Annotated in this window: 15 protein-coding genes and 1 pseudogene; 7 read left to right on the top strand and 9 right to left on the bottom strand. The window is 67.9% G+C overall.

Annotation, left to right across the window (positions count from 1 at the left end):
• Positions 1–357 precede the first annotated feature (357 nt).
• Positions 358–4,203 carry a GH92 family glycosyl hydrolase gene (locus ACIOHC_RS13445; RefSeq protein ID WP_401842757.1) on the top strand — a complete coding sequence of 1,282 codons (3,846 nt, stop codon included), beginning with the start codon at positions 358–360 and terminating at the stop codon, positions 4,201–4,203.
• A gap of 128 nt (positions 4,204–4,331) precedes the next feature.
• On the opposite strand, the gene ACIOHC_RS13440 is transcribed toward ACIOHC_RS13445, so the two are convergent.
• Positions 4,332–4,976, bottom strand: a complete 645-nt coding sequence (locus ACIOHC_RS13440; RefSeq protein WP_351074969.1) for a histidine phosphatase family protein — start codon at positions 4,974–4,976, stop codon at positions 4,332–4,334.
• Between the two features lie 329 nt (positions 4,977–5,305).
• Positions 5,306–5,509, bottom strand: a complete 204-nt coding sequence (locus ACIOHC_RS13435; protein ID WP_351074971.1) for a hypothetical protein — start codon at positions 5,507–5,509, stop codon at positions 5,306–5,308.
• On the opposite strand from ACIOHC_RS13435, the gene ACIOHC_RS13430 reads away from it, so the two are divergent.
• Entirely contained in the window at positions 5,503–6,297 is a 795-nt protein-coding gene (locus ACIOHC_RS13430) for a hypothetical protein (RefSeq protein ID WP_401842755.1), read from the top strand. The two genes, ACIOHC_RS13435 and ACIOHC_RS13430, sit on opposite strands and share 7 nt — an antisense overlap.
• Here the strand turns inward: ACIOHC_RS13430 and acnA are convergent.
• Positions 6,260–8,974: an aconitate hydratase AcnA gene (gene acnA / locus ACIOHC_RS13425; RefSeq protein ID WP_351074975.1), complete on the bottom strand. Its 2,715-nt coding sequence runs from the start codon at positions 8,972–8,974 to the stop codon at positions 6,260–6,262. The two genes, ACIOHC_RS13430 and acnA, sit on opposite strands and share 38 nt — an antisense overlap.
• 358 nt (positions 8,975–9,332) lie before the next feature.
• On the opposite strand from acnA, the pseudogene ACIOHC_RS13420 reads away from it, so the two are divergent.
• Positions 9,333–9,887 (top strand): annotated as a pseudogene (locus ACIOHC_RS13420) (TnsA-like heteromeric transposase endonuclease subunit); the annotation flags it as partial.
• A gap of 38 nt (positions 9,888–9,925) precedes the next feature.
• On the opposite strand, the gene ACIOHC_RS13415 reads toward ACIOHC_RS13420, so the two are convergent.
• Complete coding sequence (locus ACIOHC_RS13415) at positions 9,926–10,246, bottom strand: hypothetical protein (RefSeq protein WP_351074979.1); 321 nt, start codon at positions 10,244–10,246, stop codon at positions 9,926–9,928.
• Between the two features lie 857 nt (positions 10,247–11,103).
• On the opposite strand from ACIOHC_RS13415, the gene ACIOHC_RS13410 reads away from it, so the two are divergent.
• Positions 11,104–12,570: an IPT/TIG domain-containing protein gene (locus ACIOHC_RS13410; RefSeq protein ID WP_351075076.1), complete on the top strand. Its 1,467-nt coding sequence runs from the start codon at positions 11,104–11,106 to the stop codon at positions 12,568–12,570.
• 312 nt (positions 12,571–12,882) lie between these two features.
• Here the strand turns inward: ACIOHC_RS13410 and ACIOHC_RS13405 are convergent, their stop codons facing one another.
• Complete coding sequence (locus ACIOHC_RS13405; protein WP_351075078.1) at positions 12,883–13,857, bottom strand: phosphotransferase; 975 nt, start codon at positions 13,855–13,857, stop codon at positions 12,883–12,885.
• Between the two features lie 264 nt (positions 13,858–14,121).
• The gene (locus tag ACIOHC_RS13400) at positions 14,122–15,336 is read right to left on the bottom strand and encodes a beta-ketoacyl-[acyl-carrier-protein] synthase family protein (protein ID WP_351074981.1); all 1,215 of its coding nucleotides are present in this window, start codon (positions 15,334–15,336) and stop codon (positions 14,122–14,124) included.
• 562 nt (positions 15,337–15,898) lie between these two features.
• Between ACIOHC_RS13400 and ACIOHC_RS13395 the strand changes: the two genes are divergently transcribed.
• The 3 genes from ACIOHC_RS13395 to ACIOHC_RS13385 all read left to right on the top strand — a co-directional run bounded on the left by ACIOHC_RS13395 (position 15,899) and on the right by ACIOHC_RS13385 (position 18,796).
• Entirely contained in the window at positions 15,899–16,534 is a 636-nt protein-coding gene (locus ACIOHC_RS13395; RefSeq protein WP_351074983.1) for an RraA family protein, read from the top strand.
• Positions 16,535–16,845: 311 nt separating this feature from the next.
• Positions 16,846–18,375 carry a UDP-N-acetylglucosamine 1-carboxyvinyltransferase gene (locus tag ACIOHC_RS13390; RefSeq protein WP_351074985.1) on the top strand — a complete coding sequence of 510 codons (1,530 nt, stop codon included), beginning with the start codon at positions 16,846–16,848 and terminating at the stop codon, positions 18,373–18,375.
• A 226-nt stretch (positions 18,376–18,601) separates the two neighbouring features.
• Entirely contained in the window at positions 18,602–18,796 is a 195-nt protein-coding gene (locus ACIOHC_RS13385; RefSeq protein WP_365691552.1) for a hypothetical protein, read from the top strand.
• A gap of 675 nt (positions 18,797–19,471) precedes the next feature.
• On the opposite strand, the gene ACIOHC_RS13380 is transcribed toward ACIOHC_RS13385, so the two are convergent.
• From ACIOHC_RS13380 to ACIOHC_RS13370, 3 genes are all read right to left on the bottom strand, one after another.
• Positions 19,472–19,693, bottom strand: coding sequence for a hypothetical protein (locus tag ACIOHC_RS13380; RefSeq protein WP_351074989.1), 222 nt, complete (start codon positions 19,691–19,693; stop codon positions 19,472–19,474).
• A 267-nt stretch (positions 19,694–19,960) separates the two neighbouring features.
• Complete coding sequence (locus ACIOHC_RS13375) at positions 19,961–20,287, bottom strand: hypothetical protein (protein WP_351074991.1); 327 nt, start codon at positions 20,285–20,287, stop codon at positions 19,961–19,963.
• Positions 20,287–21,579, bottom strand: coding sequence for a hypothetical protein (locus ACIOHC_RS13370; RefSeq protein WP_365691550.1), 1,293 nt, complete (start codon positions 21,577–21,579; stop codon positions 20,287–20,289). The genes ACIOHC_RS13375 and ACIOHC_RS13370 overlap by 1 nt, the downstream gene beginning before the upstream one ends.
• Between the last annotated feature and the right edge of the window lie 50 nt (positions 21,580–21,629).

Below are 21,629 nucleotides of genomic sequence, written 5' to 3'. Positions count from 1 at the left end.
TTCGGGAGATCGGGCAGCGGATGCACTTGTCGTGCCCCGTGACCGTTCCCCCGTGTCCCCCTTGTCCGCAGCGCCGGAAACAGCTGTGCAGACGCCGACAGGTATAGTCCACTTGCGCCCGACTGAGCAAGATCGAATGCAAGGTTGAGCAGCAGTCTTTCCCGAGTTGAGACCTCGCGGATACCTGGACCCCGTGCGCCTCCGTCCGGGTGTAACGATTTCCGCATTACGGTCGATTCGACTGGCGGTTCGCGCTCAACACCCTTGACACATCACGCCACTTGGCTCCCTACTGGACCTTGCGCATCTCCCTGACAACGTTGTCCAAGCGCACTTCCTCGGGAGGAATGGCTCCGCATGCAGCCCCGACATGGTTCTCGCAGGAGACAAAGCCGTACGGCCGCACTGGTCGCGGCTTCACTGGTTCTGGTCGTGACAGCCCCCACCGCGGCCGCCGCGCAATCGGCCGGGACAGGCGAAAAGCGCCAAAGCACCTCGGGTGAACGGACATTCGGCTCGTCATTCGAAGCGGATGAAAAGCAACCGGACTGGCGCAACACCGTCGAAGAAGGCTCTGGCGGAAAGAAGCGGTCATCGGGTGTCGACGGCGGATTCTCCACTGGAATACCGGGCAATGTCACCGACAAGGTGACAGACGTCCGTGCCAGTGGCGAGAACACCGGCGGCGGGGAGGTGAAGGAGAACCTGGTCGACGGGGAGTCCGGCACCAAGTGGCTGACCTTCGCGCCCACCGGCTGGGTCGAGTTCGATCTCGTCGAACCGGTCAAGGTCGTGACCTACGCGCTGACCTCGGCCAACGATCACGACGAACGCGACCCGAAGGACTGGACCCTGCAGGGCTCCACGGACGGCAAGGACTGGAAGGATCTCGACTCCCGGACCGGCCAGAGCTTCACCGAGCGGTTCCGGACGAAGTCGTACGATTTCACATCCGACGCGGCCTACCAGCACTTCCGGCTGCAGATCACGAAGAACAACGGCGCCTTTGACGCCACCCAGCTCGCCGACATCCAGTTCTCCGACGGCGGCACCTCGGCCCCGGCGCCGGAATCGATGCGCAGCCAGGTCGACCGCGGCCCGTCCGGCTCCCCCACCGCCAAGTCGGGTGCGGGCTTCACCGGCAGGAAGGCCCTGCGGTACGCCGGCACGCACAAGGCGGACGGCCGGGCCTACTCGTACAACAAGATCTTCGATGTGAACACGGCTGTCACCCGTGACACCTCACTCTCCTATCTGATCTATCCCCAGATGGGCGAGACGGACCTCTCCTACCCGGCCACGCACGTCTCGGTGGACCTGGCGTTCACGGACGGCACGTACCTGAGCGATCTGCGGGCCACGGACAGCAACGGCGGCCTGCTGACCCCGCAGGGTCAGGCCGATGCCAAGCGGCTCTACGTCAACCAGTGGAACAAGGTCGACTCGGCGATCGGAACGGTCGCCGCGGGCAGGACCGTGGACCGGATTCTGGTGGCGTACGACTCCCCCAAGGGTCCGTCGAAGTTCCAGGGCTGGATCGACGACATCAAGATCGCCCCGAAGGCGCCCGAGAAGCGCCGCGCGCACCTCTCCGACTACGCGTCGACGGTCCGCGGCACCAACTCCAGCGGTTCTTTCTCGCGCGGCAACAACTTCCCCGCCACCGCGCTCCCGAACGGCTTCAACTTCTGGACCCCGGTCACCAACGCCGGATCGACCAGTTGGCTGTACGACTACGCGCGCGGCAACAACGACGACAACCTGCCCACCCTCCAGGCCTTCAGCGCCAGCCATGAGCCGAGCCCCTGGATGGGCGACCGGCAGACCTTCCAGCTGATGCCGTCGGTGGTCCCCGGTACCCCGGACGCCTCCCGCAAGGCGCGGGCCCTGCCGTTCCACCACGAGAACGAGACGGCGAAGCCGCACTACTACGGTGTGACATTCGACAACGGCCTCAAGGCGGAGATGACACCGTCCGACCACGCGGCCCGGATGCGGTTCACCTACCCCGGTGCCGACGCGAGCGTAGTCTTCGACAACGTCTCCAACGACGGCGGGCTCACCCTGGACCCGAGGACCAGTTCCTTCACCGGTTACTCCGATGTGAAGAGCGGCGGCTCGACCGGCGCCACCCGCCTCTTCGTCTACGGCGTCTTCGACGCGCCGGTCACCGCGAGCGGCAAGCTGTCCGGCGGCGGGGGCGACGACGTCACGGGCTACCTCCGCTTCGACGCCGGCAGGGACCGCACGGTCGAGCTGCGTCTGGCGACCTCGCTGATCAGCGTCGACCAGGCGAAGCGGAACCTCGCCGCCGAGATCCCCGCCTCCCGATCCTTCGGACGGGTCGAGGACCGGGCGCAGCGGGCCTGGGACGACATCCTGGGCAAGGTGGAGGTCGAGGGTGCCACGACCGACCAGCTGACCACGCTCTACTCCAGCCTGTACCGGCTCTACCTGTACCCGAACTCGGGCTTCGAGACGGTCGACGGCAAGGACAAGTACGCCAGCCCCTTCTCCCCGCAGGTCGGCTCCGACACCCCGACCCACACGGGCGCGAAGATCGTCGACGGCAAGGTGTACGTCAACAACGGTTTCTGGGACACCTACCGCACGACGTGGCCCGCGTACTCCCTCCTCACGCCGGACAGGGCCGGCGAGATGGTGGACGGCTTCGTCCAGCAGTACAAGGACGGCGGCTGGATCTCCCGCTGGTCGTCCCCCGGCTACTCCGACCTGATGACCGGCACCTCCTCGGACGTCGCCTTCGCGGACGCCTACGTCAAGGGCGTGAAGTTCGACGCCGAGGCGGCGTACGAGGCGGCGCTGAAGAACGCCACCGTGGTCCCGCCGTCCTCGGGCGTCGGCCGCAAGGGCATGCAGACGTCCCCGTTCGTCGGTTACGCCGACACCTCCACGCACGAGGGCCTGTCCTGGTCGCTGGAGGGCTACCTCAACGACTACGGCATCGCGCAGATGGGCCGGGCGCTCTACAAGAAGACGAAGAAGGAGCGGTACAAGGAGGAGTCCGAGTACTTCCTGAACCGCGCCCGCAACTACGTCGGTCTCTTCGACAGCAAGGTGGGCTTCTTCCAGGGCAGGGACGCCAAGGGCGACTGGCGGCTCCCCGCGGACCAGTACGACCCTCGGGTCTGGGGCTACGACTACACGGAGACGAACGGCTGGGGCTACGCCTTCACTGCCCCGCAGGACAGCCGGGGCCTGGCGAATCTCTACGGCGGGCGCGCCGGCCTGGCGAAGAAGCTCGACACCTACTTCGCCACTCCGGAGACGGCGGGCCCCGAGTTCGTCGGCTCGTACGGCGGTGTCATCCACGAGATGACGGAGGCGCGTGACGTACGGATGGGGCAGTACGGCCACAGCAACCAGGTCGCACACCATGTCGCCTACATGTACGACGCGGCCTCGCAGCCCTGGAAGGCCCAGGAGAAGGTCCGTGAGGTACTGGGCCGGCTCTACACGGGCAGCGAGATCGGGCAGGGTTACCACGGTGACGAGGACAACGGCGAGCAGTCGGCCTGGTACCTCTTCTCCTCGCTCGGCTTCTATCCGCTCGTGATGGGCGGCGGCGAGTACGCGGTCGGCTCGCCGCTGTTCACGAAAGCCACGGTCCATCTGGAGAACGGCCGCGATCTGGTCGTCAGGGCGCCGAAGAACAGCGCGAAGAACATCTACGTGCAGGGCCTGAGGGTCAACGGCAAGAAGTGGAAATCGACTTCACTGCCGCACGACCTGCTGGCCAAGGGCGGCGTCCTGGACTTCGACATGGGTGCGAAGCCTTCGTCGTGGGGCACGGGCAAGGACGCCGCACCGGTCTCGATCACCACGGACGACAGCGTGGCGAAGCCGAAGGCGGACGTGCTGAAGGGTGCGGGCGCCCTGTTCGACAACACCTCGGCCACCTCTGCCACGGTCGCCTCGGTGGACCTGCCGGTGCCCTCGGCCACGAACGCGGCCCAGTACACGCTGACATCGAGCGCGGCGGCCAAGGCCCCGACGGGCTGGGTCCTGCAGGGCTCGTCGGACGGCACGACGTGGAAGGACCTCGACGAGCGGTCGGGCCAGTCGTTCGCCTGGGACAGGCAGACGAGGGTGTTCTCGGTGCGCACTCCGGGCTCGTACGCGCACTACCGCCTGGTGTTCGCGGGTGAAGGGAGCCTGGCGGAGGTGGAGTTGCTCTCCTGATTCTCCACCCGCTCCAGGGTGCGCGGGCGGCCGGTGCCTCGCTCCGAGGCGCCGGCCGTCCGCATGCCGGGCGGTCGGCGGGGTGTGGAGCGGCCGGCGGGGTGTGGAGCGGCCGAGCCCCCGTTCGGTCAGTCCCGCTCCGGGGTGCCCGGAACGACCTGGGGGAACAGACTCTCGGGCAATGTCACATTCCACGCCGTGATCACCGGATTGCCGTGCTCGGTGCCGAGCCGCGAGACCGCTCCCGTGGCGAGCTGGAAGAGCGTGCCCTCGGCCGGGGTCAGGCCGAGGTAACGGGCGGTGAGTACACGCAGGAAGTGGGAGTGGGCGACGAGCGCGATGTCCCCGTCCGTGCCGCGTTCCGCCGTCCTGGCGACTTCGGCCAGCACCCGGTCGGCTCGGGCACCGACCTCGGCAGGTGTCTCGCCGGGGTGCGCCTCGGGGCCGGGGGCGACCCCGTCGGTCCACAGATTCCAGTCGGGGCGGGTGCGGCGGATCTCGTCGGTGGTCACCCCTTCGTAGCCGCCGTAGTCCCATTCGCGCAGTTCGGGGGTGACACGGGGTGCGGCGAGCCCGGCGAGCTCCGCGGTGCGCCGGGCGCGTGCGGCGGGGCTGACCAGGGTGAGCGCGATCCGTCGATCGGCGAGCAGCGGAGCCAGCGCGCGGGCCTGGCGTTCACCGAGGGGGGTGAGGGGCAGATCGGTGTGGCTCGTGTGCTGCCCGGACCGCGACCACTCTGTCTCGCCGTGCCTGATCAGGATCAACTCGCCCATGGGTGTCATCCGCTCTCTGTGCTGTTCGTACTGCGTAACCGGCAAACCCCCTGGTCCACGATCGCATTCCACGCGCCCGGGACGGGGCGGCCGATGCCTCGTTTCCCGGGTACGGCAGGCCCATGTCCCGATCAACGACACCGCATCATCGCAACCGAGCAGCGAGGCCAAGGGGTGTCCCGTAATCCGTGGTGGATCAGTGCGCGGCGTCGGATGCGGTGCGTCGCAAGGCGGAGGGACGTCCGCATACCGGATGTATGCGAACGTTCCGACAACGCGGCGAGGTGCCGTAGCTGTCGTCGCGCCCACCAGGTGTTACGGGACACCTCTCAGGACCCACCGGCGAATGGGCTGTCCGGGCCATCCGGAACCGGTGGATCGTCGAGTTCGCGCCGGAGTACACGGGCCCGCTCCACTTCCGGATTGAGAACATGGAGGTCGAGGTAGATGTCGAGTGCCTCGCGCAAGGCGCGCCTGGCCGATTCGACGGCTTCCGTCGCACGGTAGGTCTGGCCCAGGTGGACCAGTGTCAAGGCCTGTGGTCGAGAACGCGGGTCAGTGCCGCATCCGCTTCGCTGGCGGGGGCGACGGTTTCCGCCATCTCAAGGGCGTACGCACGCAGCAGGTCGTGGCAGGTGAAACGGCCGGGGACGCGTTCCTGAACGAGGTGGTGGGCCTGGAGGCGGTGCAGCCGTGTACGGAGGCGGGCGAGGGGCAGACCGGTGAGGCTGGCGGCGGGCAGGCTGATGTCGGCCCCGGGTGCCTGGGCGAACTGCCGGAAAAGACCTGGGTCAAGACCTGGACCCCCGTGAAGTGGAAGTCCCGCGCCTGGTGCTCCGACTTCGCGAAGTACACCTGGTACTGGGGCGGCGCAAAGGTCACGGGGCTCAACGCGTCCGCCGGTTCCTTCCACAGCTACGGGCTGACCAACCACGCCTGGCACTCTCGCGCCGACGTGGCCGAAACGAAGGGCGCCAAGGGCGCCTGCGTACCGAAGAAGGGCGATGTCGTCAGCTACGACTGGGACAGGGACGGAGTCATCGACCACGTCGGGGTCCTCACCGCGTACAGCACCAAGTACAAGGCGTACTTCTCCGTCGAGGGCAACTCCGGCGAGAAGCTCAACTACAAGAACACCAAGCAGTCGGCGGTGGCGCCGTACGTCGTCGGCTACACCTCGCCCAAGAAGCTCCGAGGTGGCCGCGCAGCGGTGAGCCGGTACGGGAAAGGGCCGCACCCCTTCGTCCTGCGAAGAGGCGCGGCCCACCGCCCTGCCGGATCGTCTACTTGCGGATCAGGCTGCGGAGCACGTACTGCATGATGCCGCCGTTGCGGTAGTAGTCCGCCTCACCGGGGGTGTCGATGCGGACGACCGCGTCGAACTCCACACCGGTGTCGGTGGAGACCTTGACCGTGCGCGGCGTGGTGCCGTTGTTCAGTTCGGTCACGCCGGTGAAGGAGAAGGTCTCCTCGCCGGTCAGGCCGAGGGCCTCGGCGCTCGCGCCCTCCGGGAACTGGAGCGGGAGGACGCCCATGCCGATGAGGTTCGAGCGGTGGATGCGCTCGTAGGACTCGGCGATGACGGCCTTGACACCGAGGAGCGCGGTGCCCTTGGCGGCCCAGTCGCGGGACGAGCCGGAGCCGTACTCCTTGCCCGCCAGGATGACGAGCGGGATGCCTGCGGCCTGGTAGTTCTGCGAGGCGTCGTAGATGAACGACACCGGAGCGTCCGCCTGGGTGAAGTCGCGGGTGAAGCCACCCTCGGTGCCCGGGGCGATCTGGTTGCGCAGGCGGATGTTCGCGAAGGTGCCGCGAATCATGACCTCGTGGTTACCACGGCGCGAGCCGTAGGAGTTGAAGTCGCGGCGCTCGACGCCGTGCTCCGTGAGGTACTTGCCGGCCGGAGTGTCGGCCTTGATCGCACCGGCCGGGGAGATGTGGTCGGTGGTGACCGAGTCGCCGAGCTTGGCGAGCACCCGGGCGCCGGAGATGTTCTCGACCGGGGTCGTCTCCATGGTCATGCCCTCGAAGTACGGGGGCTTGCGCACGTAGGTGGACTGCGGGTCCCACTCGAAGGTGTTGCCGGTCGGGATGGCCAGCGCCTGCCACTGGGCGTCGCCCGCGAAGACGTCCTGGTAGGACTTGTTGAACATGTCCTCGCCGATGGTGTTGGCGACGACGTCGTTCACCTCGGCCTCCGACGGCCAGATGTCCGCGAGGTAGACCGGCTTGCCGTCCTGGTCGATGCCCAGGGCGTCCTTGGTGATGTCCACCTTCATCGAACCGGCGATGGCGTACGCGACGACCAGCGGCGGGGACGCCAGGTAGTTCATCTTGACGTCGGGGTTGATCCGGCCCTCGAAGTTACGGTTGCCGGAGAGCACCGAGGTCACGGCCAGGTCGTGCTCGTTGACCGCCTTGGAGACCTCCTCCGGCAGCGGGCCGGAGTTCCCGATGCAGGTGGTGCAGCCGTAGCCGACGAGGTTGAAGCCGACCTTGTCGAGGTACGGGGTCAGACCCGCCTTGTCGAAGTAGTCGGTGACGACCTTCGAGCCCGGGGCGAGGGTGGTCTTGACCCACGGCTTGCGGGTCAGGCCCTTCTCGACCGCCTTCTTCGCCACGAGCGCCGCGGCGACCATGACGTACGGGTTCGAGGTGTTGGTGCAGGAGGTGATCGCGGCGACGGTGACGGCGCCGTGGTCGATCTCGTACGTCGTGCCGTCGGGGGCCGTGACCGTGGTCGGCCGCGACGGGACACCGTTGGTGGAGGCCGGCGAGTCGGAGGCCGGGAAGGACTCCTTGCCCGACTCCTCGTCCTCGGAGACGTAGTTGCGCACGTCCTGGGCGAACTGCTCCTTGGCGTTCGCGAGGACGATGCGGTCCTGCGGGCGCTTCGGGCCGGCGATCGACGGGACGACCGTCGACAGGTCCAGCTCCAGCTTCTCGGAGAAGTCCGGCTCGGCGGCCGGGTCGAGCCAGAGGCCCTGCTCCTTGGCGTACGCCTCGACGAGCGCGACCTGCTGCTCGTCACGGCCGGTCAGGCGCAGGTACTTCAGCGTCTCGTCGTCGATCGGGAAGATCGCGGCGGTGGAGCCGAACTCCGGCGACATGTTGCCGATGGTGGCGCGGTTCGCGAGGGAGGTGGCGGCGACGCCCTCACCGTAGAACTCGACGAACTTGCCGACGACACCGTGCTTGCGGAGCATCTCGGTGATGGTCAGCACGAGGTCGGTGGCGGTGGTGCCGGCCGGGAGCTCGCCGGTCAGCTTGAAGCCGACGACGCGCGGGATGAGCATGGAGACCGGCTGGCCGAGCATCGCGGCCTCGGCCTCGATGCCGCCGACGCCCCAGCCCAGCACACCGAGACCGTTGACCATGGTGGTGTGCGAGTCGGTGCCGACGAGGGTGTCGGGGTACGCCTGGCCGCCGCGGACCATGACCGTACGGGCCAGCTTCTCGATGTTGACCTGGTGGACGATGCCGGTGCCCGGGGGGACGACCTTGAACTCGTCGAAGGCGGTCTGGCCCCAGCGCAGGAACTGGTAGCGCTCCTTGTTGCGGCCGTACTCCAGCTCGACGTTCTGCGCGAACGCGTCGTTGGTGCCGAACTTGTCGGCGATGACGGAGTGGTCGATGACCAGCTCGGCCGGGGCGAGCGGGTTGATCTTGGCCGGGTCGCCGCCCAGCTCCTTGACGGCCTCACGCATGGTGGCGAGGTCCACGACGCACGGCACACCGGTGAAGTCCTGCATGATCACACGGGCCGGGGTGAACTGGATCTCCTGGCTGGGCTGCGCCTGGGAGTCCCAGCCGCCGAGCGCCCGGATGTGGTCGGCGGTGATGTTCGCGCCGTCCTCGGTGCGGAGCAGGTTCTCCAGCAGCACCTTCAGGCTGTAAGGGAGGCGCGCGGAGCCCTCGACCTTGTCCAGCCTGAAGATCTCGTACGACTCGTCGCCCACGCGCAGCGTGCTGCGGGCGTCGAAGCTGTTCGCCGACACGACAGTCTCCTTCATCAATGTGCGCGTACTCCGCGCCGCGCCTGATTACGGCGGGCGCCGCGTGGTGCCGCCTACGGCCCCTCGACCATCCGCTAAGGTAAGGCTTAGTTAGGCAACCCTTACCGAGTGGCGGACTGCGGTGCGCCTTCGGCATATATCTCGATGTCGAGATAACTCTAGTACATCACTGCCGCACGGTCATGTGCGGGCGGGGTGACTGACCTCTCGCAGTGGAGGTTGAGCGTTTGTCACCGAAGATTGGTGACCGCTGAGTTTTCTCACCGAAGGTTGAGTGATCGTTTAGGTCTGGCTGTCCGGGGAGACGGCGGGGGAACCGGTACGCGCGTACGGCGATCCCGTGCTCAGCGCCTTCGAGCTGGACTTCTTCGCCGACGGTCAGCGCCGACGCGCCGCGTTGGGTGCCGGATGGAACGTCCGGTTCGAGGACGTGCCGCCGGTACGCGGGTTCCGTTGGAGCAAGGGCGATCGCAGTTTCCCGGGCTGGTACTACGCGGTGACCACCGGCGGGCATGTGGGTTACGAGTCGTGGCTGGAGCGGGGCCGTCTGATCCTGCTGGACTTCGCCCCGGACGTGGTGGGGATCGCCTCACAGCCGTTCCGGCTGCACTGGCGCGAGGGCGAAGAGAAGCGGCGGCACGCACCTGACTACTTCGTACGGCTGGCCGACGGGCGCGCCCGGGTGGTGGATGTCCGTGCCGAGGACGATGTCGACGAGCGGACCGCGGAGGCGTTCGCCGCGTCCGAGCGGGCCTGTTCGGCGGTGGGTTCGGAGTTTGCGCACGTCGGGGTCCCGGATCCGGTGTTCATGGCGAGTCTGCGGTGGCTGGCCCGCTACCGGCACGGGCGGTGCGGCCGTGAGACCGATGTCGTCGAGCGTCCGGTGGAGGTCTTCCGGCAGCCTCAGGGGCTGCGGGCAGTCGCTTCAACCGGTCACAAACCCGTGACGTCCCTGGCCCTTTTCAACACGGAGCCGAGCGCGTCCACCGCGGCGTCGTGCCGCCTCGCGCGAGCCGCCCGGTCCGCCGGCACCAGCCGCGCGGCGGCCTGCACGGCATAGGCGTCCGGGGCGCCGAAAGCAGTCCGCGGGTGCTCTCCCGTATCCGCGCAGTGCGTCGTGACGTCCTTGACCGCCTGGAGCACCACTGCCCGGTCCACGCCCGGCTGCATGGCCAGCCGTACCTGGAAACGCGCCATCCACTTCTCGCGGTCCTTGTCCCTCGCCGCGTCCGTTGTCCCGTCCTTCTTCGCCACATGCCCTCCCGGGTGATCGGCAGCCGTCTGTCATAGAACTGGAGGCCGGGGCATCGAGGTGGGTTGCACAAACGAGATCGCTGATGAGTCTCAGGTGACTGCCGGGAGCCACACTGGCTCCACCGACCCGGTCCACAGTCGCAGAACGTCACGGATCACGGGTTCTCGCACGGCTTCCAGCCCCGCGCACACCCTGCCCGGAAGGCCTGGTGACAGACAGCCTGCCTTGGTGACAGATATCGTGCTTCGGCTCACTAGGAGCAGTCACTCAACCTTCGATGAGAATCGCTCAATCTTCACTGCGACAGGTCAGTGACCGCCCTCATCCGATCAAGGCGTTCACTCAGCGAACCCAGTCGTTCCGCCTTCTGTCTCGGTGAACCCAGCCGTACGGGCAAAACGTGCTCGGGGTGCGGGGTGGCTGTACCGGCTGGGGCGGATCTTGCAGAGCCATACGCAGAGCTGTCGTACGTGAATGCCGTATGCCGGCGACAGCGCCGTCCGCTGCTGGACTGTGTGACGGCCCGCTTCGAGGACGTGGCTCCGGTACGGCCGTTTCGGCGGTCACGTGGTGAGCGTCGCTTCGCAGGCTGGTACTGGGCGACGACCGGGCAGCACGTCGGCTTCGAGTTCTGGGTATGACGAACGGCCAACAAGGTGAACCTGGTCAACCGGAAGGCGGGAAGAGCACCGGACGACGCAGAGGGGAGGTCTGATTGTGTGCGATCCAATCCGACGGCCGGTTCGGCACAGATCTGCCCTGATGCTGCCGAAAGGCCGTCCCGCCTCCGCACCGGCAAAACATCCGAGGAGCAGGAACGACGATGGCGCCCGATCCGACAATCGCCCAGGTGACCATGACCCTGGCTGCCCTTGCAGCCACCGGGGCCACCCCGCGTCCGTCCGGCGAAACCCTGGAGCATCAGACCGAGCGAATCATCACCGGCATCGACGCGCAACTGAACGATCCCAGCCTTGCGACGCAGGGCGTGTGGAAGCTGGTGTGGCTCGCCCTGAGCGAGGCCAACGCCAATATGGCCTACATCGCGCAGAGCACCAACGGCTCGAACGAGTTCGCCGTGGTCGCTCGGGGAACGGACGCCGATCTGACCGACATCCTCGAGGACCTCGATGTCGGCACAGTCGTCCCGTTCCCCGAAAGCGGATCACCGAAGCCCATCGCCGTTTCCAAGGGGGCGATGGATGCGTTCAAACGGGTTGTCAACGCGCGCTCGATCGCCTCCCCCTCCCCGAACGTCACGCTCGCTCAGGCGCTCGCCGCCGTGCTCAAGTCGGCGCCCTCCTCGCCGCAGCCGACCGTCCATCTGACCGGTCACAGCCTGGGCGGTTGTATCGCCACCATGCTCGCGCCGTACCTGCAGGCACAGACCTGGCCGAAACAGCCGAAGTTCGCGGTGATCACCTATGCCGCTCCCACTGCCGGCGTGCAGAGCTTCGTCGACTACTTCGACTCCGTGCCGTGGGTCATCGACGAGCGCCAGAACAACGCCTACGACCTGGTACCGCACGCGTGGGCCGATCTCGACACCACCGCCGGCTGGTACCCCGGCCCGGGACCACAGGCGACCGAAGAAGTGAAGCTGCTCATCGGGGCGATCTCCAAGCGCACCAGGGGTAACGTCTACGTCCAGCCCGGCACGCTCTGCCTGATGAACACCGGATACACGAGCTTTGCCAAGAACCTGGTCAACAAGACCACCCAGGACTTCCTCGGCCAGATCGCCTTCCAGCACGCCAACTCCACCTACCTGGACCTGGTGGGGGCGCCTGCCGTCCCGTCCGGACCGGTGGTGACCGACGTGACCCCCACCTTCGGCGCACCAGGCGCCACGGTGACCATCAACGGCACCGGTTTCAGTCCGGACAGCGTGGTCGACTTCGGACGCTTCGCCTGCACCAAGCGCGACATCGACCCCTCCGGCATCAGGATCACCGCTCAGGTCCCCAACGGAACCGGCGTCGTCCACGTCCGCGTCACCAACACCCTCGGCACCTCCCCGGCCGTCGCGATGGGGCAGTTCGCCTACGGCGGACCCGCACCTGTGGTGGTCAGTGCGGTCGGCCCGACCAGCGGAAAGGTCGGCACCCCGGTCACCATCAGCGGCTCGGGCTTCGCCGATGGCGCCACCGTGCACTTCAAGGACAAGGCATCCGATTCGGTCAAATTCGTCTCCACCGGCCAGATCACCGCAACCGCGCCCGGTCAGCTCGACGACCGCCAGACGGTGAACGTCACCGTGACGGTCGGCAAGGCCACCTCTCCCACCAGCCCGGCCGACGAGTTCACCTACACCGGACGGTAGCGCCCGCACGCGCCCGTTCCCAGGGTGGCCCTTCGAGCAGCCCGGGCCCTGGCCGCCGACGGGGTCGAACCGTGCCCGGGCGAGGGATCGCCGCAGGACCGTTCGCCCTGCGGCGAGCAGGCCACGGAGCTGTGCGGCACGGCCGAGCAACTGCCGAGCTCGGCGGAGCCCGCCGTAGGGGTCGCTGCGGACGGAGTTGCGGTCGGCCGCGGTGATCCCCGCCGGACCGACCGCACTCCATCGGGTCACCAGGGCGCGCAGGCCTGCGGCATGCGCCTCGATCCGGCCGAGCCCGTTGAGGCACCCGGGAGATCAAGCGCGGACCAGTTCCAGCGCCTGTTTCAGGTTGTACTCGGCGATGCCCGCCATGAAGGCCCGGTCGGGGAAGTCCCCGTCGAGCAGCCGCAGCGGGCCTGCCGTCAGCGAGAGTCGCTGTGCGAGCATGTAGAGCGCGAGACGGTGCCCGTCCAACCCTGCCACCTCCAGCGGCCGGTAGGCGTCGTGCAGGCGGATCCGTAGAAACACGTGCTCCCACTCGACGTCGAAGTACATCACCCCCTCGATGTCGATCACCACCGGGCTCCCGTCCGCGTCCACCAGCACATGGTCGGGCCCGAGTTCGCCGTGCACGACCGTGTACTCCGCGCGCGGCCGCACCACCGCCGCCAGGCTCAGCAGCCGTTCCTCCAGCCGGTCGCGGGCGTCTGCGATGCGCGGATCGCGCGAGGCCGCCTCGGCGAGGTCCCGCAGCGCGCGGTCGAGCACCACCCCCTCGCACGACGTGCCGCGCGACGTTCCTCCGCCGTCGACCACAGCCACCTTGCCGTACGCCGGTGCCCGGTGGCCCCGCATCGCCTCCAGCGACTCCGCGAGCCGGGCCATGACCGGAGCAGCGGCGCGCCGGTCGCGCGCGAGCAACTCCTCCAGGCTCTCCCCCTGGAGGTCCTCGACGATCGCGAGGTCGGCCGGGCAGTGGGCGCCGTCGCGGTCGACAAGACGGATCGCCGGTACGCGGACGCCAAGCGCGTCCAGCCGCGTGTGCGCGGCCTGGAACGGATCGAGCCCCGGGCCGGGCGAGAACGGATCGGTGAGGTCGTCGTCGCCCTCGGCCGCCGGCCAGTAGTTCTCGGCGTCGTCCCACAGGTAGGCGATCGCCGTCGTCGCGTCGTCCATCACCAGGCGGTACACGCCCTTCTTGCTGCCGCCCGCGACCCGCTCGGCCGCCTCCAGTCGCCGCCCGCCACCCAGCGCGGCCCGCGCCGCACCCGCCAACTGCTCACGCGTCACCGACCTGGGTGCCACGTTCCGAACCGCCTCTCCGCCACGACAACCCGCGCACCCTACGGGAGCATCGACGTGAGGGCGATTGGTTTGTTCCGGATCCGAGCGCCCGCTGACTCCGGTCCCCTGGGACGTCCCGCTGCCGACCGGGATCACCGGCGGCGACCGCCGAACTGAGCTCTGCGGAGAACCGGCGACAGGTGGATACGCGAGCTCCCCGTACCGAGGAACGACAGCGCCTGACCACGTGTGGCGGTCAAGGTCTCGTCGTCACTTGGTCAAGACGAGGCTGACGTTGTGTCCGCCGAACCCGAACGAGTTGGCCAGCGCGGCAGACCACTTGCCGGTGCGCCGCCCACCGCGCACCACGTCCAGTTCCACGCGCGGGTCGAGTTCGTCGAGGTTGCGCGTGGCCGGCACCGTGCCGTCCCTGAGCGCGAACAGAGCGGCCATGGCGCCAACCGTTCCGGACGCGCCCATCATGTGACCTGTCATCGACTTCGTCGCCGTCACCGCGGCGTGGCTGCCGATGACCCGGCCGATCGCCTCGGCCTCCGCCAGGTCACCGGACTCCGTCGAGGTGGCGTGGGCGTGCACGACCCCGATGTCCGCCGGGGCCAGGCCGGCGTCGCGCAGCGCCAGTTCCATGGCGAAGGCCTGGCCTTCCGCGTCGGAGGCCGTGATGTGGTTTGCGCTCGAACTCACGGCACTGCCGGCCAGCGTTCCGTAGGCACGTGCTCCACGGGCCCGGGCGAACTCGGCGCGTTCGAGCACCATCATCCCCGCGCCCTCGCCCATGACGAACCCGGACCGCTTGACGTCGAACGGACGGGACACGGTCTCCGGGTCCACGGACTGCGTCGACAGGGCCTTCATCTGGGCGAATGCCGCAATGGTGAAGGGGTGCAGGCATGCCTCCACCCCACCTGCGACGACCACGTCCGCCCGCCCGCTGCGGATCAGATCCCGCCCCAGGGCGAGGGCCTCCGCCCCGGACGCACAGGCACTCACCGGAGTCCTGGCGCCTCCCTTCGCGCCCAGGTCCATGCTCACCCGAGCAGCCGACCCGTTGGGCATCAGCATGGGGACCGCGAACGGCGACAGCCGGCGAATCCCGGCGCGTTCGAAGACGTCGTCCTGCCCCAGCGTGGTGAGGACACCACCGGTCCCAGTACCGATGACGACGGCGAGTCGTTCCGGCTCGACCTGCGGAGCACCGGCGTCCTGCCAGGCTTCGCGCGCACTGAGAACGGCGACCTGCTCACTGCGGTCCAGCTTCCTGGCCTCGACCCTCGGAAGCAGGGCGGCAGGATCCACCGTGAGCCCGGCCGCAACGTGCACGGGCAGGTCCGCGGCCCACTCCTCCTCCAGGAAACGCACCCCCGACTCACCGTCCAGCAGCCCCGACCACGACGTCGGCGCATCGGCTCCCAGTGGCGTCATCGCACCGACACCCGTCACCAGCACACGACCTTTGCGGGTCACACGAGCCTCCTTGAATTGTGCAGATGCTACATAGCGCCTGACTCGGCCACATGGGGATCATGCCAGCGTTCAGAGGGGAAATCAGGGCAGGAGTCGACCAGGAGTCGACCGATTCGAAAGCGAGAGATTGTCCCATCCCAACCATTGGTAACTTCACTGAGACGGGGCAGGGGCGCGCTCGGCCGTCGACGTAACGACGCCGGCCTGAAGGCGTAGCCAACGACTTCTCAGCCGCCCCGCCCGGTACCGCCTCTCCCGCCACTGCCCGCGCCCGTAGAACGGGCATCGCTCCCCGCCCGGCTCCGGGAGCCTTCGCCGCCGGCACCACGGAGGTGGTCGCCACCGGGCCGCCCCCCGAGGTGGCCACACACTTCGGTGTCCCGCTGCCGCGGCGTCCGTCCCGCCGACGCCCCGGCAGCCGGCCGGCCTCGCCCGGCGCTCGCCGCCGCGGCCCGGACCCGCCCCGCCGTTCGGTAGTCTCGCCGCCGCACGCCGCCCGCCCGGTGCCCCGACGGGCGTATCGGCCCCCGGAGCGGTACGGGTGCCCGGACGAAGGAGGAACATGAACGACGTCACCGAGTTCAAGGACATCTCCCCGACCACCCTCGCCGATCTCCTCGGGCGGGAACAGGTCATGGACCTCGGCATCCGCCCCCTGTGGCCCTCGATGCCGCGCGTCGCCGGCCCGGCGTTCACCGTGCGGTGCCCCCCGGGCGACAACCTGATGCTTCACGCGGCCATCCACCGCGCGGAACCCGGCTCGGTCGTCGTCGTCGAAGCGGGCGACGTGGACTACGCGCTCGCCGGCGGAAACGTCTGCGCCGTCGCGCAGCGGCGGGGAATCGTGGCGTTCGTGACCGACGGGGTGATCCGTGACCTCGCCGAGGTGCGCGACATGGGCTTTCCCGTCTTCGCCAGGGGGGTCGTCCCCATCCCCGGAGCCAAGAAGGCCGTCGGACCGCTCAACGGTCCGGTCCGGTGCGGCGGCGTGGACGTCCACGCCGGCGACATCGTGGTGGCCGACGAGGAGGGCGTCGTGGTCACTCCCCGTGCCCGCCGGGCGCAGGTACTCCTCGATGCCCGGCAGAAGTTGGCCAAGGAAGCGGGTGAATCCCTCGACGACTGGGAGAAGGCGCATCGCGCCCGCATCGACAGGATCCTGGCCGAAAGCGGATTCGAAGGCGCCGTCGAGGGCTGATTCGGGGACCGGGGCAGCGGACCCGAGGCCAGGGCAAGGCCGCCGGGAACAGCGTGGATCCGGCGGCCGGAGCGCAGCGTCGGCCCGGTTCCCCGTTCCCCGTTCCCCGTTCCCCGTTCCCCGTTCCCCGGACGGGCGTACACCGTTCGCGGTCACGCCGGTCCGGGTGAACCATGGAACGCACGATGCGCCGTTCGCCGCACCCTTCACACGCGACCGGCCGCGCAACTTCCGTGCCTCCACGCCCTGCCGTCACCCGAATGCCACACCCCACCACAGGTCTCATCTCATATCTGAGATAGCCTTTCGCCATGTCAGACGATTACCTCGTACGCATCGGCAAGCTCATACGTGACGCCCGTCAGCACCGGGGCTGGACACAGAGTCAGCTCGCCGAGGCGCTCGCCACCAGCCAGAGCGCCGTGAACCGCATCGAGCGCGGCAACCAGAACATCAGCCTTGAGATGATCGCGCGCATCGGTGAGGCACTCGACAGCGAGATCGTGTCGCTCGGCTACGCCGGGCCCATGCACCTGCGAGTGGTCGGTGGTCGCCGGCTCTCGGGCTCCATCGACGTCAAGACGAGCAAGAACGCGTGCGTGGCCCTGCTCTGCGCCACACTGCTCAACAAGGGCCGTACGGTGCTGCGCCGGGTGGCCCGTATCGAGGAGGTCTACCGCCTCCTGGAGGTGCTGAACTCCATCGGCGTGCGGACCCGGTGGATCAACGACGGTACCGATCTGGAGATCGTCCCGCCCGCCCGGCTCGACCTGTCCGCCATCGACGCGGACGCCGCCCGCCGGACCCGTTCCATCATCATGTTCCTCGGCCCGCTGCTGCACCGGGTGGACTCGTTCAAGCTCCCGTACGCGGGCGGCTGCGACCTCGGTACGCGGACCATCGAGCCGCACATGATCGCGCTGCGCCGGTTCGGCCTGGAGATCGCCGCGACCGAGGGGCTCTACCACGCCCGGATAGACCACTCGGTCACGCCCGACCGTCCCATCGTGCTGACCGAGCGCGGGGACACCGTGACCGAGAACGCGCTGCTGGCCGCCGCCCGGCACGACGGCACGACCGTCATCCGCAACGCATCCTCCAACTACATGGTCCAGGACCTGTGCTTCTTCCTGGAGGCGCTGGGCATACGCGTCGACGGCATCGGCACCACCACTCTGACCGTGCACGGCTCCCCGCACATAGACGTGGACGTCGACTACTCCCCCTCCGAGGACCCGGTCGAGGCGATGAGCCTCCTCGCCGCCGCCGTGGTGACGGAGTCCGAGCTGACGATCCGCCGGGTACCGATCGAGTTCCTGGAGATCGAGCTCGCGGTGCTGGAGGAGATGGGCGTCGACTGCGACCGTACGACGGAGTACACCGCCGACAACGGCCGTACCCGGCTGGTCGACCTCACGGTCCGGCCCTCCAAACTGGAGGCACCGATCGACAAGATCCACCCCATGCCGTTCCCCGGGCTCAACATCGACAATGTGCCCTTCTTCGCGGCCATCGCCGCCTCCGCCCAAGGTCAGACCCTCATCCACGACTGGGTCTACGACAACCGGGCCATCTACCTCACCGACCTGAACCGCCTGGGCGGCAGGCTGCAACTCCTCGACCCGCACCGGGTGCTGGTCGAGGGCCCGACCCGGTGGCGCGCCGCCGAGATGATGTGCCCGCCCGCACTGCGTCCCGCGGTGGTGGTGCTGCTCGCCATGATGGCGGCGGAGGGCACGTCCGTACTGCGCAATGTGTATGTGATCAACCGCGGTTACGAGGAACTGGCGGAGCGGCTCAACTCCGTGGGGGCACAGATCGAGATCTTCCGGGACATCTGATCGGCACGATGTCGTGCCCCTTGGAGGCAAGGGGCACGACACCTCAACATGCCAGCTGACCTGCGGATACTCACCCTCACGGCCCTCCACTGATCACTGTTGTTTTTCAGCATCTTGTGCAACGCACGTGCAAGATGATCTTGAATAGTTGACGGTACGTCAGAGAAGCCTGAGTAACCGTCAGCCTTCACGGAGAGTTGTCGCCGAAGTGGCCTCGCAACGTCCGATGTCGGTCGCGTCACGCCGACCGCGTCTGGTCGACGAGGTGAACCGCTATCTGCCCGACGTCTCCGGCCTCGCGACGCGAGCCTGGGGTCCGGCCGCGCATCCGAGTCCTCCGGCTGACCACCTCGCCACGCAAGAGGACCCGCACCACGCGGGCGCGGGTCCGCTGTCGCAGACGGGCGCCGTGACGGGCTGAGCCTGCGCCGACCTCGTGGGAGCACCCGCCGTGACGTCCGGGCCAGCGGGGTGTCGGGCCGCCCTACGTTGAGCAGCGTGACAAGCCTACGCGCCCCAGGCTCTGGCCCTCAGCACATAGCCGCGGGGAGCGCCGAGACCAACCGACAGCTGACCGACTCCACCCGCCTGATGTATTCCGCCGACATGGCCGCCTTCACTGCCTGGTGCGCGAGCGTCGGTCGGCGGCCGCTGCCTGCTAACCCGGAGACTGTCATCGAGAAGGCGCTACATGGACTGTCAGGACGATTGGCGACGAGGGCCTCGATTGCAACCGGGCGGTTGATCTGCAGTTTCGGCGCGACGCCGTCAAGCACGGCCCTATCCGGCCGAGTCGCTGCAACCACGCCGCAAATCTGCCCGATTCGAGGGGGATTCGGGGCACCGCCACAGCGTCATGAACTATGCCAAGAATCCATGTAACGCCCTCTGAACACCTTGCGGATCCGCCGCCAGGGTTTGCGGCCGAGGCTCTCGACTATGCGGAAGCGGCGGTGGGTGCCCCGCATGGCGTCGTCGTCGGGCAGTCGGTCGAGGAGTCCGGCCGCGCGTTCCTGGTATCCGGCCACTCAGCTCAGGTCTTCGGCCGCCGAGCGGCGGGCGTGGAAGTTGAGGGTGGTGTCCTGGGCGAGGGCGATCAGGAGTTCGGCCCCGCGATCCCGGTTGTGCCCGGGCGCGTGCCCGCGTCGATCTCGTGCTGCTTCAGCCAGTTCCGCAGCGTCTCGCGGGAACCGATACCGAGCTTCCCGGTCACCGCCTGCAGAGCGGCCGTCTCGTTCGGGTAGTCGTCGCGCACCTCGGCGACCATGCGCACCGCACCGCGGCGGAGCTCAAGCGGATAACGGGAAGGTCGTGCCATGACTCGATCCTTTCATGAAATCGAGTCTCCACCTGACCCGGGCGGTTCAGTACCCCCCGGAAGAGTTTGTCCATGTCCGCGAACCGTCGTTGCACCTTCTTCGGGTCGCCGGTGGCGACGGAGATGGCAAGGTCGAAGTCCCAATCCGCCACAAGGTCGAAAAGCCTCGCCCGGACCAATTCACCGGACCACCGCGTCGTGTTCATGATCGGCCAAGTTCGCCAGATTGACGGCCGGCCTGAAGGCTGCCCCATCACAGGACAGCCATCAGCCTCCCAAAACCCACCGGGCCACCGCGATCGCACTGAGCATCAGCGGCGGCGCCAACCACCAGGGGCCCATCGCGCGCCGTACCGTGGGCGGGACGACCGTGACGAGCAGTCCGAGGCCGCTGACCACGACGGCGAGAAAACACATCAGTGTGATCGCACCGTACGCGTCCTGGTCCCAGCTCCCCGAAGGGCGGGTGATCAGCGCCGTATAGCAACAGAATGCTGCGATCGCATAGAGGAGTGTCAGCGGTACAGCCATGACCCGTCGAAGGCAGCCGCTGTCGTCCCCGGGCGCACGTGTGGTTTCGAACTGGTCGGACATCAGCGCAGTGCTTTCCTGGCGTTATCGAGGTCGTTGTTGAATCCCCGGCCGTACGCCTGGGCCTTGTCGCCTTCCCAGTAGGGCCCACCGTTGTACCGCGCGGCAAGTTCTTGGTACTGGGCGGACGTCATCTCCTCTGCGGGCACGTTGGCGAACTCACTCTCCGCTTTGAGTTGCGCCAGGTATTCGGACGCGATGAAGATGTTCTGCCCGGGGTCCTGGAGGGACTCCTCCACGACGGCGCGCTGGTGTTCGGTCAGGTTGTCCGGATCATAACCGAGCACTTCAGCACCACGTCGGACCTGGATCGCGATGGGTCCGAAGGAAGTCTCGTCGGGGCTACCGCCGAGACGACCCGGCAGATTCTCCGGTGAGATAGGGCTCAGCCCCCAGGGTGCGTCGGCCTGCTCACGGATCGTGTCGACCACGTCGTCCGCGTACCCCGGCTGGCCTGCGATCTCCTGCCATGCGATGCCCGCGACCATGTCCGGAGGCAGTCCGGAGTTCTTCGCCGCAGCCTGGATGATCTCCTTGTTCGCCGCGATCCACTCCTTCTTCTCCTGGTCCGAGGACGGAGGAAGCCAGTAACCATCCTTCGGCTGAGGCAGGTTGGCGACCTGCGTCCTGATGTCACGAAGCGTCGGCGAGACCGGAGCACTGCCGACCTGTGCCGTGTAGTCCTGTTTCGGTCCGCTGCCGGGCAGATGGGTCAGAGGGTTGCTGCTGGCCTCGTGGGCCTCGCGCTGCATGGCGGCGATGGCTGAGAAGATGTCCACGCGCGGGACGTTCCGCAATCGGAATTCAGGAAGCAGGTCGTAGGCCTGCTTCATTCCGTGTACGCAGATGTCACGCGCCTCCTTCTCCGTTGTCTTGGCGAGGTGAAAATTGCCCCCCGCAGCATCGTGCAGTCGGTTCGCCTCGTCCTTGATGTCGTCCACGTCCATGGTCAGCTCAGCGAAGAAGTCGAGCACGCCCGTTGTACCGCGCATGTCCTCCCACTGACGCATGGGCTCCGCGTCCTGCGCCTCACGGGTGATCGCGGTTCCCTTGGTGGCGATCAGTTCGGCCAATGCCTGTTCATTGGCCTTGCCGTTGGAGTAGTGGCTCTTCGCGGTCGTCAGCGCGTAGGCACAGCTACGGAGCGCACTGGCCGCCTTGCCATAACCCTCCGCAAGGTTGGTCACCAGCTTGCGTGCCTCAACGACGCGAGCCTCATAGCGCTGACTTCCTTCACTATGCCAGTGCGTCTTCTTCTCAGCCCGCTCGGCGGGCTCGTCAGCCTCTGCCAGCATGTTGCGTATTCTGGTGAATTCATCGGCGTCCGCTCCACGAGGGCCGGGTT

Source organism: Streptomyces sp. NPDC088252, from assembly GCF_044740965.1.
Classification (GTDB): Bacteria; Actinomycetota; Actinomycetes; order Streptomycetales; family Streptomycetaceae; genus Streptomyces.
The sequence above is the reverse complement of the archived record's forward strand: the minus strand, read 5'-3'. Positions and strand labels throughout refer to the sequence as shown.

Excerpts from the sequence above, each read along its gene's own strand:
- ACIOHC_RS13390 (WP_351074985.1), top strand. The coding sequence starts at position 16,846 with ATGTCAGACGATTACCTCGTACGCATCGGCAAGCTCATACGTGACGCC.
- ACIOHC_RS13385 (WP_365691552.1), top strand. The coding sequence starts at position 18,602 with ATGTCGGTCGCGTCACGCCGACCGCGTCTGGTCGACGAGGTGAACCGC.
- ACIOHC_RS13410 (WP_351075076.1), top strand. The coding sequence starts at position 11,104 with ATGACCCTGGCTGCCCTTGCAGCCACCGGGGCCACCCCGCGTCCGTCC.
- ACIOHC_RS13395 (WP_351074983.1), top strand. The coding sequence starts at position 15,899 with ATGAACGACGTCACCGAGTTCAAGGACATCTCCCCGACCACCCTCGCC.
- ACIOHC_RS13375 (WP_351074991.1), bottom strand. The coding sequence starts at position 20,287 with ATGTCCGACCAGTTCGAAACCACACGTGCGCCCGGGGACGACAGCGGC.
- ACIOHC_RS13445 (WP_401842757.1), top strand. The coding sequence starts at position 358 with ATGCAGCCCCGACATGGTTCTCGCAGGAGACAAAGCCGTACGGCCGCA.
- ACIOHC_RS13440 (WP_351074969.1), bottom strand. The coding sequence starts at position 4,976 with ATGGGCGAGTTGATCCTGATCAGGCACGGCGAGACAGAGTGGTCGCGG.
- ACIOHC_RS13370 (WP_365691550.1), bottom strand. The coding sequence starts at position 21,579 with ATGCTGGCAGAGGCTGACGAGCCCGCCGAGCGGGCTGAGAAGAAGACG.
- ACIOHC_RS13380 (WP_351074989.1), bottom strand. The coding sequence starts at position 19,693 with ATGGCACGACCTTCCCGTTATCCGCTTGAGCTCCGCCGCGGTGCGGTG.